Origin of the sequence: Mycolicibacterium canariasense (assembly GCF_002101555.1) — a bacterium.
Taxonomy (GTDB): Bacteria; Actinomycetota; Actinomycetes; order Mycobacteriales; family Mycobacteriaceae; genus Mycobacterium; species Mycobacterium canariasense.
On the sequence record NZ_LQOL01000042.1, the window covers coordinates 93,740 to 106,592 of the forward strand.

Here is a 12,853-nt window from a genome sequence, read left to right on the forward strand (position 1 = left end):
GTCACGCCCAGCGCGTCGCCTCCACGTCGGCCGGCAGTGCCGAGCGCAGCGGTACATCCAGCCCGTCGTAGATGCCGGCGGGCTGGGTGGCCAGCCATTCGACGGCACCCAACAGGCGGTTGGCGGCGGTGGTGTTGCCGCCGTCGGCGCGGGTGCCGCCCGGGACGTCGGCGCGGGTGGTGATGGTGAGCTGCGGGTCACCGTCGACGATGACCCGGTGGTCGCCCACCCCTTGGTCGGGTTGCGGCCAGTGCGGGGCGCACGACGGGTGGATGCGGGTGATGTGCTCGATGATCACCCGCCGCTCGCCGGCCGACCAGCCGATCACCTTGAGGTAGAACGCGCCCTGGGTGCCCTTCTCGAACGGGCCCATCACGGTGTCGACGGTCTCGTCGAGGGCCAGCCGCTCGACCTCTTCGGTGATCTCGTCGATCTCGATGCCCAGACCGCGGCCGATCATGCGGACGTTGCCGCCCCACACCATCGTCGGGATCGTCGGGATCAGCATCATCGGGGTCTCGTCCATGGAGCCACCGAAACCACACGACACCTTGACCGCGAACGGCTGGTTGTAGGTGGAGTGGTCGAAGATCTCCTGACAGGTGATGGTCTTGATGCGGGTGCACAGACTCGCTGCCGTCACGGCCAGGGCGTCGTTACCCCAGCCCGGGTCGACACCGCTGACCAACAACGACGCCTGCCCGGCCTGCGCGGCGGCGGTGAGCCGCTGCACCCACTCCGGCGGCGCCGAGCGCGGGTCGTAGAGCGAGTACAGCGACGGCGTCACCACATGCGCGCCGGACTTCAACGCACGCTCGATATCGGCGATGGCCTCCTCGGGCCGGATGTCACCGGAGGCCATATAGGCCACGGCGTCCGTCGCGCCCAGCGCCGCGTCGACATCGGTGGTGGCGGCGATGCCGGTAAGGCCTGGCAGGCCGGCGAACGCGGCCGCGTCCCGGCCCGCCTTCTCGGCGGACGAGGTGATCACCCCGGCCAGCTCCAGCCCGGGAAAGGCGAGTGCCGAACGGATCGTCGTCGACCCCATATTTCCGGTTCCCCATACCACCACACGTCTCATTCGCCTCACATTAGAGGTTTGATGGGTGTTTCCGTGGCGAGCATCACAGATCACCTGTTCTCGCACGTCAGAGGGCAAAAACGGGCGCCGCGGGCGGCCCGATCAACCAGCGGGTTGATTCGCTGGCGCAAATTTGCTCAACACCCCTTTGAGTTGGGGTTACCGGACGGTATAGTTCATGGCAGTTACTGGTGGGTAACTTAGCCCTGAGTACCCAACCGACAGCTTCCATCTCATTGAGGAGAAATCGTGGGCCACTACAAGAGCAACGTCCGTGACCAGGTCTTTACCCTGTTCGACGTACTCGGTCTCGACAAGGCGCTGGGCGCCGGCTCGTTCAGCGATCTGGATGCCGACACCGCCAAGGAGATGATCTCCGAAATGGCGCGCCTGGCCGAGGGCCCGGTCGCCGATTCGTTCGCCGACGGCGACCGCAACCCGCCGGTGTTCGATCCCAAGACGCACACCGTCAAGCTGCCCGAGTCGTTCAAGAAGTCGGTCAAGGTCACCATCGAAGGCGGCTGGAACAAGGTCAGCCTCGACGAGGAGCTCGGCGGCGTGCCCGCCCCCAAGGCGCTGCTGTGGACGCTCAACGAGCACATCCTCGGCGCCAACCCCGCCGTCTGGATGTACGCCGGCGGTGCGGCCTTCGCGCAGATCTTCGCGCACAACGCCACCGACGAGCAGAAGAAGTGGGCCGTCATCGCCGCCGAGCGCGAGTGGGGCGCCACCATGGTGCTCACCGAGCCCGACGCGGGCTCCGACGTCGGCGCCGGCCGCACCAAGGCGATCAAGCAGGAGGACGGCTCCTGGCACATCGACGGCGTGAAGCGCTTCATCACCTCCGCCGAGGCCGATGACATGTTCGAGAACATCTTCCACCTGGTGCTGGCCCGCCCCGAGGGCGCCGGCCCCGGCACCAAGGGCCTGTCGCTGTTCTTCGTGCCCAAGTTCCTCTTCGACTTCGAGACCGGCGAACTGGGCGAGCGCAACGGCGTGTACGTCACCAACGTCGAGCACAAGATGGGCCTGAAGGTCTCGGCCACCTGTGAGCTGACCTTCGGCCAGCACGACAAGCCCGCCGTCGGCTGGCTGGTCGGCGAGGTGCACAACGGCATTGCGCAGATGTTCGACGTCATCGAGCAGGCCCGCATGATGGTGGGCACCAAGGCCATCGCCACCCTGTCCACCGGTTACCTCAACGCCTTGGAGTACGCCAAGGAGCGCGTGCAGGGCGCCGACCTGACCCAGATGACCGACAAGACCGCTCCGCGCGTGACCATCACGCACCACCCGGACGTGCGTCGTTCGCTGATGACCCAGAAGGCCTACGCCGAGGGCATGCGCGCGCTGTACATGTACACCGCGACGTTCCAGGACGCCGAGGTGGCGCAGACGCTGCACGGGGTGGACGAGAACCTGGCGCTGCGGGTCAACGACCTGCTGCTGCCGATCGTGAAGGGTTACGGCTCCGAGCAGGCCTACGCCAAGCTCACCGAGTCGCTGCAGACCTTCGGTGGGTCCGGCTTCCTGCAGGACTACCCGATCGAGCAGTACATCCGCGACGCCAAGATCGACTCGCTGTACGAAGGCACCACCGCCATCCAGGCGCAGGACTTCTTCTTCCGCAAGATCATTCGCGACAAGGGTCAGGCGCTGTCCTACGTGGCGGGCGAGATCGACACCTTCATCAAGAACGAGTCGGGCAACGGCCGCCTGAAGGCCGAGCGTGCGCTGCTGGCCACCGCCCTGGAGGACGTGCAGGGCATGGCCGCCACCCTGACCGGTTACCTGATGGCCGCGCAGGAGGACACCGCCAGCATCTACAAGGTGGGCCTGGGCTCGGTGCGGTTCCTGCTCTCGGTCGGCGACCTGCTGGTCGGCTGGCTGCTGCAGCGTGAGGCCGCCGTGGCGATCGAGCAGTTGGATGCCGGTGCCACCGGTGAGGACAAGAAGTTCCTCGAGGGCAAGGTTGCGGCCGCGTCGTTCTTCGCGAAGAACTTCCTGCCGCTGCTGACCAGCACCCGCGTCGTCATCGACGGTATCGACAACGAGGTCATGGAGCTGGACGAAGCCTCCTTCTGATCTTTCACGACGACAAGGGCCCCAGGTTTTCGACCTGGGGCCCTTGTCGTTTGGGTTGAGTTGGCGTTGAGGGCGCGAATGTGAGAAGCGCGCGCCCTCAGCGACAAGTCAGCGCGGATAGGCGGCGCCACTCTCGATTCACCCGAGCCACCACGCCCGCTCGGCGGTGCCCAGCCGCGACCCTGACCACCGTCCAGCCCACGCTCGCGATGTAGTCGTGCCGCTGGATGTCATAGCCCAGCGTGCCGGCGTGCTGAGCGCCGTCGTACTCGACGGCGAGCTGGAGGTGTTCCCACCCCATGTCGAGGTAGTACAGCGGATGCCCGTCGAGACCCAACACCGGAATCTGGGTCTGCGGCCGGGGAAGACCCTCGTCGATGAGCATGAGCCGCAACCACGTTTCTCTCGGCGACTCCGCACCCGGGTCGAACAGCGCGAGGGCATCATCAAGCTGACGAAGGCCGCGTGTGTGTCGGTGTTGCGCCGCGATCCCGACGACGTCCTGGGCGCGCAACCGTGTCGCCCGCGCCAACGCGTCCAGCCGCGCCACGGCCACTCCGAGGTCACCACGCCGTCCGAGATCGAAGGCCGTCCGCGCGGCCGTGGTGACAGACATGCCGTCGATCGTCGTCGTCTCGTCGGGATGGATGAGGTCATTGCGGGTGACGACCCCGCTCGGTGCCTTGGCGTTGACGTGTACGAGCTCCACGGGCTCGCAGCGATCCACCCATTTCGCACCATGCAGCGCCGATGCCGCAGATCCCGCGATGACCGCCTGACGTCCCGACCACAGCCAGGCCGCGACGGTGCGTTGCCGTAGCGACGGCTCGCAACGTCTGCCCACATATACATTGGGCAATATCGCCCGGTAGTACCGGCGCAGCTCATGCCGCGTGAGCGCACCGGCGGCCAAAGCCTCGCTACCGATGAAAGGCCCGATTTCGGTATCCATGGCCGTACCTTGGCCCGCCCCTGCGACAGACAGGTGCGCCGGACGGCGCCCCTGGGTGCCCGGTGTGGACGAATCCGGCACTGGGGATGAATTCACTTGGCGCCGACGGCGTAGAAGTGTGAGAGGCCTCCACCCTCAGCGCCAAGTCAACGCGTTCTGCCCACAGCAGCACCGGCTGGGCGCCAGGAGCGGCACGCGGCAGAGTCGAGGCATGTCCGAGAAACCACCCTTGTTCAGCCGGCAATTACGAGAAGACCTGTTCCGCAAGCGCGTTGTGGTGCTCGACGGGGCACTCGACGACGACAACGGCACCGTCCTGGTCACCCAGTTCCTCACGCTGGCAGCCGATTCCAGCGATGACATCTGGTTGTGGATCCACTCCCCCGGCGGTTCGGTGCCCGCCATGCTGTCCATCAGGGACGTGATCCGGCTGGTGCCCGCCGAGGTCGGCACACTGGCGCTCGGGCTGGCTTGCAGCGCAGGGCAGTTCCTCCTCTCGTCGGGAACGCCCGGGAAGCGCTTCGCGTTGCCGCACGCGCGCATCCTGATGCACCAGGGCTCGGCGGGTATCGCCGGTTCGGCGGTCGAGGTGGAGGTGCAGGCCGACGATCTGCGGCACACCCGCGACACCGTGCTCGGTTTGATCGCCGCCGACACCGGCCAAGACCTCGAGCGCATCTTCACCGACTCGCTGCACGACCGCTGGTTCACCGCCGAGCAGGCGCGCGAGTACGGATTCATCGACCACGTGGTCGAGGACTTCGCGCAGATCACACCGAACCGCAAGCAACAGTTGGGGATTCACGCATGAGCAAGGCGTGCCGAGGGAATCGACAGATATGAGTACCTACACCATCCCCAACGTCATCACCCGCACCACCGGCGGCGAGCGCATCATGGACGTGTACTCGCATCTGCTCAGCGAGCGCATCGTGTACCTGGGCACCGCGATCGATCCGGGTGTCGCCAACGCGCTCATCGCGCAGCTGCTGCATCTGGAGGCCGACAACCCCGAGCAGGAGATCGCGCTGTACATCAACTCCGAGGGCGGCGACCTGTCGGCCATGCTGGCGGTGTACGACACCATGCGCTTCATCAAGGCACCGGTCGCGACGACGTGCGTCGGCCAGGCCGTCGCTGCGGGCGCGGTACTGCTGGCCGCCGGCGCACCGGGACGGCGTTCGGTGCTACCGCACACCAGGGTGGTGCTGCATCAGCCCGCCGCGCAGGGCCGGGGCACGATCCCCGACCTGATCCTGCAGGCCGACGAGGTGGCGCGGGTACGCAACCAGCTGGAGAACATCCTGGCGCGGCACACCGGGCGCAGCACCGAACAACTGCGGCACGACACCGACCGGGATCGCGTCTTCGACGCCGAGGCGGCGGTGGCCTACGGCCTGGCCGACCGGGTCCTGGACCAGCGGACCGGCTAGGCCGCCAACAACATCGGGCCGGACACCGGCCGCCCGGAGGGACGGCTCAGGTCCGCCGAGATGCCGCCGAGCAGACGCACCAGATCGGTGCCCAGCGCCCCGCACACCGCGGCGATCATCTCGCTGGACGGCTCTTTGCGGCCCCGCTCGATCTCGGAAAGATACTGCGGTGACACGCCGGCCCGCTCGGCCACGTCGACCAGGCGCTGTCCTTGACGTTGCCGGGTGGCCCGCAGCCGGCGGCCCAGGGCCTCCCGCCACAGTGGTTCCAGCGGCGCCGGCGCTCGCCGGTGGGGGTGAATCCGAATGACCTCGCCCATGTCAGCATCCTGGCCCTTATCGCGGCGGCGCGTGGGTGTGTTCACCATGAGCACAAAAATGGGCGGGTTCGGGAAGGACACTTGAGGGGCGTCTTCTTTACCTTGCGGTATGGCACGCGGCCGGATCTTCTCCTCTGTTCCGGCTCTTTGGATCTGTCACTTCCCGAACCCGTCGTGCGGTCGACAGTACACCCGTGATCAAGATCACACCAGAGCTTTTTCAGTCCGAATCCAGTGCCCGCAACAGTGCCCTGGTACGGGCTCTGACCTCGGGCGATGCGTCGAAGGGCACACCGACGTACTCGTCGACGCCGGCGGCTCGCAACTCCTCGACGCGGGCGGTGACCGTCGCCTCGTCGCCGATCAGCGCGGCGTCGGCCGGACCGGCGTACCCCTCGCGGTCCAGCATCGCGCGGTACGACGGCAACTGCCCGTACATGGCGAACTGCTCGGCGGCCTGGGCCCGGGCGCCGTCGACGTCGTCGGTGACCGCCATCGGCAACGCCGCCACCACGCGCACCAGTCGGTCGCCCGCCGCGCCCCGAAGTCCGGGGCCGACATGATCGCCGAGCGTCTTGGGGCCCGTCATCCACGTAACCGTGCCCGCGGTGCGCCGCCCGGCGATCTTGAGAAGTTGGGGACCCAGCGCGGCGATGTAGACGTCGGGGCGTGGGGCACCCGGGATCTGCAGGGCACCGCGGGTGGTGACGGTCTCGCCCGTCGCATCCGCCGGCTCACCGGCCAGCAGTGGCAGCAAGCCGTCGAGGTACTCGTTGAGGCGGCGTACCGGCTTGTCCCACGGGATGCCCCACATGCCCTCGGTGACGGCGGCGTGTGTCATGCCCAGCCCGAGGATGAACCGTCCACCGGCGATCAGGTTCAAGGTGAGCGCGCGTTGGGCCATCAACATCGGGTGCAGGTTCTGGATGGGCACCACACCGGTACCCACCTCGATGCCGTCCACCTCGCGCAGTGCCACCGCCAGCACGGTGAGAAGATCAGGCTCATAAGGCATTTGGGTCATCCAGACGCGCCGGAAGCCCTCCTCGCGGGCCTGGGCCAGGAAATTCACGGTGGCGTCCACCGGCGAACCCCCACCGCTCAACGATCCGATGATGCTGATCTGCATGACACGCTCCTGTTGAATGTCGCACCATGACCTCTGAGCAGTCGCGGCTGGGGAACTTCGGGCCGAACTGGTTCGCATCGGTGATGGGGACGGGCATCGTTGCTACCGCGGGCGCGACATTACCGATTCACGTGCCCGGCTTGCGCGGGTTCATCGAAGCGGTGTGGGTGGGGGCCGCGGTGCTGCTGGTCGTGCTGGCGGTGGCGGTGACGGCGCAGTGGGTGCGTCATCCGACCGTGGCGCGCAGCCACGTGCACAACCCGCAGATGACGCACTTCTACGGCGCCGCGCCGATGGCATTGCTGACCGTCGGTGCCGGCGCCACGCTGGTCGGCCGGGACTTGATCGGCGAGCGGTTGGCCGTGGACATCGACTGGCTGTTGTGGACCGCGGGCACGATCGGCGGGCTGTTCACCGCGATGACGATCCCGTTCGTCATGTTCACCCAGATCGACGTCGGTCCCGACGCGGCGTTCGGCGGCTGGCTCATGCCGGTGGTGCCGCCGATGGTGTCGGCTGCCGGCGGCGCCCTGCTGATCCCGCACATGGCACCGGGCACCGGGCGCACCACGATGCTCTACGGCTGCTACGCGATGTTCGGCCTGTCGCTGATCGCCGCGCTGATCATCATCAGCATGATCTGGAGCCGGCTGGCCCACTACGGCACGTCCGGGACGGCGCGGGTGCCGACGCTGTGGATCGTGCTGGGGCCGCTCGGGCAGGGCATCACCGCGGCCGGGCTGCTCGGCGCCAACGCGGCGCTGGCCGCTCCCGCCGACGTGGCGTCCGGGATGCGGGTGTTCGCGGTCCTATTCGGCGTCCCGGTCTGGGGTTTCGCGGTGTTGTGGATAGCGCTGGCCACCGCGCTGACGGTCCGGACGTTGCGGCGCGGGATGCCGTTCGCGCTGACCTGGTGGAGCCTGACCTTCCCGGTCGGCACCTTCGTCACCGGCACCACCCAGCTGGCCGCCCACACCGGCCTGCCGGCATTCCGGGTCGCGGCCGTGGTGGGCTACGTCGGCCTGCTGTGCACGTGGGGGCTGGTGGCGGTGCGCACCGCCCGCGGGAGCCTGGCGGGCAGCCTGTTCGCGCCGGCCGCGCCGGGGCCGATCACGGCGTCGAAGCAGCCCAAGACGTAATCCAGGGCGAGCGAAGCGACGGGAAATTGGTCCTGGGCGAGCGAAGCGACGGGAAACTAATCCCTGGGCGAGCGAAGCGACGGGGAAAACCAAAGAGCCCCGTGTTGCCGTCGGGTCGGGGGGTCAGACGGCAACACGGAGCTACCCGGTGTATCGACGCGGTTCCGGCGGGCGTTACACACCTCCGGAAAAAAATTCTGCGGGATCACCAGACGCACCGAAGAAAGTGTCAAAGCGCTGGTCACAGCATTTCCGGCATGAGCGCACGAGCCTGCATCGCCACCGCACTGGCACTGGTCGCGACGGCGTTGGCCGTACCCGTGGCGAACGCGCTGTCGCCGTGCGCCGATCTGGGCGGCACGGTCGAGGCGACAACCTGCGAGGTGCACATCGGCACGCCCGGCCACACCGTGGACATGAGCGTGCCGTTGGACCACCCGGGGTGAGCGCGCCGTCTTTCGGGCAGGACGAGGTGATCGCCGATCACCCCGGACCCCATCGGCTCTCGGTGCCGCGCGAACAGCTCGCGGGCGTGCTCGCCTAAGCCTCCAGGATGGCGGTGACGCCCTGGCCGCCCGCGGCGCAGATCGAGATGAGGCCGCGCACCGGCTGGCCGGTTTGCTTCTTCTTCTCGGCGAGCTGTTTGGCCAGCTGGGCGACGATGCGGCCACCGGTCGCGGCGAACGGGTGTCCCGCGGCCAGCGACGAGCCGTTGACGTTGAGCTTGCTGCGGTCGATGCTGCCCAGCGCCTGGTCCAGCCCGAGGCGTTCCTTGCAGTATTCGTCGGACTCCCAGGCGGCCAGCGTGGCCAGCACCACCGACGCGAATGCCTCGTGGATCTCGTAGAAGTCGAAATCCTGCAGGGTCAGACCGTTACGGGCGAGCAGCCGCGGCACCGCATAGGTGGGCGCCATCAACAGCCCGTCGGGCCCGTTGACGTAGTCCACGGCGGCGCTCTCGGCGTCGACGAAGTAGGCCAGCACCGGCAGGTTGCGCTCGGCCGCCCACTCCTCGCTGGCCAGCAGGGCCACCGACGCACCGTCGGTGAGCGGGGTGGAGTTGCCCGCGGTCATGGTGGCGTCGCCGTTGCGCACCCCGAAGACCGGCTTGAGCTTGGCCAGCTTCTCCGGGCTGGACTCCGGGCGCAGGTTGTTGTCCCGGTACAGGCCGAGGAAGCCGGTGACCAGGTCGTCGAAGAAGCCGCGGTCGTAGGCGGCGGCCATGTTGCGGTGGCTGGCGGCGGCCAGCTCGTCCTGGTCGACGCGTTTGACGCCGAATTCCTTCGCGGTGATGGCGGCGTGCTCGCCCATCGACAGTCCGGTGCGCGGTTCCCCGTTGGTGGGGATCTCGACGCCGATCGCGGCGGGCAGCTTGCCCACCAGCTTGAGCCGGTCCAGGTTGGACTTGCTGCGGCGCAGGCTCAGCAGCACGTGGCGCAGGTTGTCGCCGAAGGCGATGGGGGCATCCGAGGTGGTGTCCACACCACCGGCGATACCGGAGTCGTACTGGCCCAAGGCGATTCCGTTGGCGACGGCGATGGCCGACTGCAGGCCGGTGCCGCAGGCCTGCTGCAGGTCAAAGGCCGGGGTGTACGGCGACAGCGCACTGCCCAGCACGCTCTCACGTACCAGGTTGAAGTCGCGGCTGTGCTTGAGCACGGCGCCGCCGACGACCATGCCGATGCGTTCGCCCTTGAGGTTGAAGCGATCGATGAGACCGTCCAGTGCGGCGGTGAACATATCCTGGTTCGAAGCGTTGGCGTAGGCGCCGTCCGAGCGGGCGAAGGGGATCCGGTTACCACCGAGGATCGCGACGCGGCGAGAATTCGTGTTAGCCATATCCCAATGTTACCCGCCGTTCTTACTCTGGAGTAAGTTAGATCCCATGGCTTCCGATTTGTTCACCCAAGTGGTCAACTCCGGGCCCGGATCGTTCCTGGCCAAGCAACTGGGCGTACCCCAGCCCGAAACCCTGCGCCGTTACCGGGCCGGTCAGCCGCCGCTGGACGGCTCGCTGCTGATCGGCGGGGAGGGCCGCGTCGTCGAGCCCCTGCGCACCGCGCTGGCCGACGATTACGACGTCGTCTCCAACAACATCGGCGGGCGCTGGGCCGACAAGTTCGGCGGTCTGGTGTTCGACGCCACCGGCATCACCGAGCCGGCGGGATTGAAGGCGCTCTACGAGTTCTTCACCCCGGTGCTGCGCAACCTCGGGCACTCCGGTCGCGTCGTGGTCATCGGCACCACCCCCTCGGAGACCGCGACGGCGCACGAGCACATCGTGCAGCGGGCGCTGGAGGGTTTCACCCGCTCGCTGGGCAAGGAGTTGCGCAACGGCGCGACGGTGTCGCTGGTGTACCTGGCCGCCGACGCGAAGGCCGGTGCGACGGGCCTGGAGTCAACCCTGCGGTTCATCCTGTCCGGCAAGTCTGCCTATGTCGACGGCCAGGTGTACCGGGTCGGCGCCGCCGATTCGGTACCGCCCGCCGACTGGGACAAGCCACTGGCGGGCAAGGTCGCCGTGGTGACGGGCGCCGCCCGCGGTATCGGCGCGACCATCGCCGAGGTGTTCGCCCGTGACGGTGCCGCCGTGGTGGCCGTCGACGTCCCGCAGGCCGAAGAGGCCCTGCGTCAGACCGCCGACAAGGTCGGTGGCACCGCGCTGACGCTGGACGTCACCTCCGACGGCGCGGTCGACGCCATCATCGCCCACGTGAAGGAACACCATGGCGGCAAGGTCGATGTCTTGGTGAACAATGCCGGCATCACCCGCGACAAGCTGCTGGCCAACATGGACGAATCCCGTTGGGACGCCGTGATTGCCGTGAATCTGCAGGCCCCACTGAATCTGACCGAAGGTCTGGTGGCCGCCGGCACGCTCGGTGACGGTGGCCGGGTGATCGGGCTGTCGTCGATGGCCGGTATCGCCGGAAACCGCGGGCAGACCAACTACGCCACCACCAAGGCGGGCATGATCGGCATCGCCGAGACACTGGCGCCGGTGCTGGCCGACAAGGGGATCACCATCAACGCGGTGGCACCCGGGTTCATCGAGACCAAGATGACCGAGGCCATCCCGCTGGCCACCCGCGAGGTGGGCCGCCGGTTGAACTCGCTGTTCCAGGGCGGCCAGCCCGTCGACGTGGCCGAACTCATCGCCTACTTCGCCAGCCCGGCGTCGAATGCGGTGACCGGCAACACGATCCGGGTCTGCGGCCAAGCTCTGCTGGGGGCGTGACGGAATGGGTGATCAACCCAACGGCCTGCTGAACATGGCGCGGGCGGTGGCCGGTGCGCTGCCGTTCGTGCCGCGCGGCGACGGCCTGCCGGACCGCACCGTGCACGTCGCCGATCTGCGCATCGACGCGGCCAATGTGGCGGCCTACGCCCACGTGACGGGTCTGCGGTTCGGCGACACCGTGCCGCTGACCTACCCGTTCGCGCTGACCTTCCCGACCGTGATGTCTCTGGTCACCGGATTCGACTTCCCTTTCGCCGCAATGGGTTCGGTGCACATCGAGAATCAGATCACCCAATACCGCCCCATCGCGGTCAGTGACACCCTCGACGTGGCGGTGCACGCGGAGAATCTCCGCGAGCACCGCAAGGGGCTGCTCGTCGACATCGTCACCGACGTGAAGATCGGCAACGACGTGGCCTGGCACCAGATCACCACGTTCCTGCACCAGCAGCGCACCAGCCTGTCCGGGGAACCGCGCCCCGAATCGGCGAAGGCGCCCAAGCTGCCACCGCCGAACACGGTGCTCTCGATCACCCCGGGGCAGATCCGCTCGTACGCGGCGATCGGCGGCGACCACAATCCCATCCACACGAACTCGTTGGGCGCCAAGCTGTTCGGCTTCCCGACGGTGATCGCGCACGGCATGTACAGCGCCGCCGCCGTACTGGGCAACATCGAGGGTCAGCTGCCCGACGCGGTGAACTACCACGTGAAGTTCGGCAAGCCGGTGCTGCTGCCCGCCAAGGCGGGGCTGTGGGTGGACCGTGACGCCGACGGCTGGGAGCTGACGCTACGGCACCTGAAGAAGGGTTATCCGCACCTGAGCGCGACGGTTCGGGGGCTCTGACCGGGAAGTCAGGCCTTCGCTCAGGCCTTTTCTGATGGCCGGCCCTTCAGGCCGCGCCAGAACAGGTTGATCATCAGCTCGGTGGCGTCGTGCACGTCGGCGTCACCGGTGCTGACCCTGTCGGCGATGGCCTCGCCGGCGCCCACCAGGGCCACCGCCATCATGTTGAAATCGGCGTCGGGCTCCGGATTGCGGGTGCCGGACTGCAACAACCTGCCGACCAGGTCGATGATGCGCTCGCGGCCCTCACGCACGGTGTGGGCGAAGGCCTGGGAACTGGTGGCCTGACTGTAGAGCACGATCCACGAGGACCGGTTCTTGTCGATATAACCGAGGAACGCCCCAACGGCGTTGCGCAGCATGTCTTTCGGACTCAGCGTGAAGTCGATCTCGCTGCGCACCACCTCGACGAACCGGTTGAGCTCCCGGTCCAGGCAGGCACCGAACAACTCCTCCTTGGAGCCGTAGTACAGATACAGCATCGGCTTGGAGATCTGGGCCTGCCCGGCAATGGCATCCATCGACGTCTCGTGATAGCCGTTGATGGAGAACATCTGCACGGCGGCGTCGAGCATCTGCTGCTCACGCACCGCGCGCGGCAACCGCTTCGTTCCACCTGCCATCCG

At 67.6% G+C, this 12,853-nt stretch carries 13 protein-coding genes; 7 read left to right on the forward strand and 6 right to left on the reverse strand.

The genetic code is table 11. The annotated features are described in order from the left end of the window. Position 1 precedes the first annotated feature (1 nt). Positions 2-1,081, reverse strand: a complete 1,080-nt coding sequence (locus tag AWB94_RS09750) for an NAD(P)H-dependent amine dehydrogenase family protein (protein ID WP_062660292.1) — start codon at positions 1,079-1,081, stop codon at positions 2-4. 249 nt (positions 1,082-1,330) lie between these two features. Between AWB94_RS09750 and AWB94_RS09755 the strand changes: the two genes are divergently transcribed. Continuing rightward, positions 1,331-3,166 carry an acyl-CoA dehydrogenase gene (locus AWB94_RS09755; RefSeq protein ID WP_062660293.1) on the forward strand — a complete coding sequence of 612 codons (1,836 nt, stop codon included), beginning with the start codon at positions 1,331-1,333 and terminating at the stop codon, positions 3,164-3,166. A 97-nt stretch (positions 3,167-3,263) separates the two neighbouring features. Here AWB94_RS09755 and AWB94_RS09760 read toward each other — a convergent pair whose 3' ends face one another. Further along, complete coding sequence (locus tag AWB94_RS09760; RefSeq protein WP_062660294.1) at positions 3,264-4,118, reverse strand: DUF559 domain-containing protein; 855 nt, start codon at positions 4,116-4,118, stop codon at positions 3,264-3,266. Between the two features lie 211 nt (positions 4,119-4,329). Between AWB94_RS09760 and AWB94_RS09765 the strand changes: the two genes are divergently transcribed. Together AWB94_RS09765 and AWB94_RS09770 are read left to right on the forward strand one after the other, a co-directional pair. Beyond that, the gene (locus tag AWB94_RS09765; RefSeq protein ID WP_062660295.1) at positions 4,330-4,929 is read left to right on the forward strand and encodes a ClpP family protease; all 600 of its coding nucleotides are present in this window, start codon (positions 4,330-4,332) and stop codon (positions 4,927-4,929) included. Positions 4,930-4,957: 28 nt separating this feature from the next. After that, entirely contained in the window at positions 4,958-5,551 is a 594-nt protein-coding gene (locus AWB94_RS09770) for a ClpP family protease (RefSeq protein WP_062660296.1), read from the forward strand. On the opposite strand, the gene AWB94_RS09775 is transcribed toward AWB94_RS09770, so the two are convergent. Then, a complete protein-coding gene (locus AWB94_RS09775; protein WP_062660297.1) occupies positions 5,548-5,871 on the reverse strand; it encodes a helix-turn-helix domain-containing protein in 324 nt (107 codons plus the stop codon). The two genes, AWB94_RS09770 and AWB94_RS09775, sit on opposite strands and share 4 nt — an antisense overlap. A gap of 220 nt (positions 5,872-6,091) precedes the next feature. Beyond that, positions 6,092-7,000 carry a TIGR03564 family F420-dependent LLM class oxidoreductase gene (locus AWB94_RS09780; RefSeq protein WP_062660298.1) on the reverse strand — a complete coding sequence of 303 codons (909 nt, stop codon included), beginning with the start codon at positions 6,998-7,000 and terminating at the stop codon, positions 6,092-6,094. Between the two features lie 26 nt (positions 7,001-7,026). On the opposite strand from AWB94_RS09780, the gene AWB94_RS09785 reads away from it, so the two are divergent. Beyond that, entirely contained in the window at positions 7,027-8,139 is a 1,113-nt protein-coding gene (locus AWB94_RS09785) for a TDT family transporter (protein WP_062660299.1), read from the forward strand. A 257-nt stretch (positions 8,140-8,396) separates the two neighbouring features. Next, on the forward strand, positions 8,397-8,585 hold the full coding sequence (locus AWB94_RS09790) for a hypothetical protein (protein WP_062660300.1): 189 nt from the start codon (positions 8,397-8,399) through the stop codon (positions 8,583-8,585). A 94-nt stretch (positions 8,586-8,679) separates the two neighbouring features. Here the strand turns inward: AWB94_RS09790 and AWB94_RS09795 are convergent, their stop codons facing one another. Further along, positions 8,680-9,978, reverse strand: a complete 1,299-nt coding sequence (locus AWB94_RS09795) for an acetyl-CoA C-acetyltransferase (RefSeq protein WP_062660301.1) — start codon at positions 9,976-9,978, stop codon at positions 8,680-8,682. A 46-nt stretch (positions 9,979-10,024) separates the two neighbouring features. Between AWB94_RS09795 and AWB94_RS09800 the strand changes: the two genes are divergently transcribed. Both AWB94_RS09800 and AWB94_RS09805 read left to right on the forward strand, forming a co-directional pair. After that, positions 10,025-11,377 carry a 3-oxoacyl-ACP reductase gene (locus AWB94_RS09800; RefSeq protein ID WP_062660302.1) on the forward strand — a complete coding sequence of 451 codons (1,353 nt, stop codon included), beginning with the start codon at positions 10,025-10,027 and terminating at the stop codon, positions 11,375-11,377. Positions 11,378-11,381: 4 nt separating this feature from the next. Next, on the forward strand, positions 11,382-12,227 hold the full coding sequence (locus tag AWB94_RS09805) for a MaoC/PaaZ C-terminal domain-containing protein (protein ID WP_062660303.1): 846 nt from the start codon (positions 11,382-11,384) through the stop codon (positions 12,225-12,227). Between the two features lie 20 nt (positions 12,228-12,247). Here the strand turns inward: AWB94_RS09805 and AWB94_RS09810 are convergent, their stop codons facing one another. Next, positions 12,248-12,850 (reverse strand): TetR/AcrR family transcriptional regulator, encoded by a 603-nt coding sequence (locus AWB94_RS09810; protein WP_062660304.1) that lies wholly within the window; start codon positions 12,848-12,850, stop codon positions 12,248-12,250. Positions 12,851-12,853 lie beyond the last annotated feature (3 nt).

What these genes read in the sequence shown, in the direction of transcription:
- AWB94_RS09795 (WP_062660301.1), bottom strand. Translation starts at nt 9,978, where the DNA reads ATGGCTAACACGAATTCTCGCCGCGTCGCGATCCTCGGTGGTAACCGG.
- AWB94_RS09785 (WP_062660299.1), top strand. Translation starts at nt 7,027, where the DNA reads ATGACCTCTGAGCAGTCGCGGCTGGGGAACTTCGGGCCGAACTGGTTC.
- AWB94_RS09775 (WP_062660297.1), bottom strand. Translation starts at nt 5,871, where the DNA reads ATGGGCGAGGTCATTCGGATTCACCCCCACCGGCGAGCGCCGGCGCCG.
- AWB94_RS09800 (WP_062660302.1), top strand. Translation starts at nt 10,025, where the DNA reads ATGGCTTCCGATTTGTTCACCCAAGTGGTCAACTCCGGGCCCGGATCG.
- AWB94_RS09780 (WP_062660298.1), bottom strand. Translation starts at nt 7,000, where the DNA reads ATGCAGATCAGCATCATCGGATCGTTGAGCGGTGGGGGTTCGCCGGTG.
- AWB94_RS09810 (WP_062660304.1), bottom strand. Translation starts at nt 12,850, where the DNA reads ATGGCAGGTGGAACGAAGCGGTTGCCGCGCGCGGTGCGTGAGCAGCAG.
- AWB94_RS09790 (WP_062660300.1), top strand. Translation starts at nt 8,397, where the DNA reads ATGAGCGCACGAGCCTGCATCGCCACCGCACTGGCACTGGTCGCGACG.
- AWB94_RS09805 (WP_062660303.1), top strand. Translation starts at nt 11,382, where the DNA reads ATGGGTGATCAACCCAACGGCCTGCTGAACATGGCGCGGGCGGTGGCC.
- AWB94_RS09770 (WP_062660296.1), top strand. Translation starts at nt 4,958, where the DNA reads ATGAGTACCTACACCATCCCCAACGTCATCACCCGCACCACCGGCGGC.
- AWB94_RS09750 (WP_062660292.1), bottom strand. Translation starts at nt 1,081, where the DNA reads ATGAGACGTGTGGTGGTATGGGGAACCGGAAATATGGGGTCGACGACG.
- AWB94_RS09765 (WP_062660295.1), top strand. Translation starts at nt 4,330, where the DNA reads ATGTCCGAGAAACCACCCTTGTTCAGCCGGCAATTACGAGAAGACCTG.
- AWB94_RS09760 (WP_062660294.1), bottom strand. Translation starts at nt 4,118, where the DNA reads ATGGATACCGAAATCGGGCCTTTCATCGGTAGCGAGGCTTTGGCCGCC.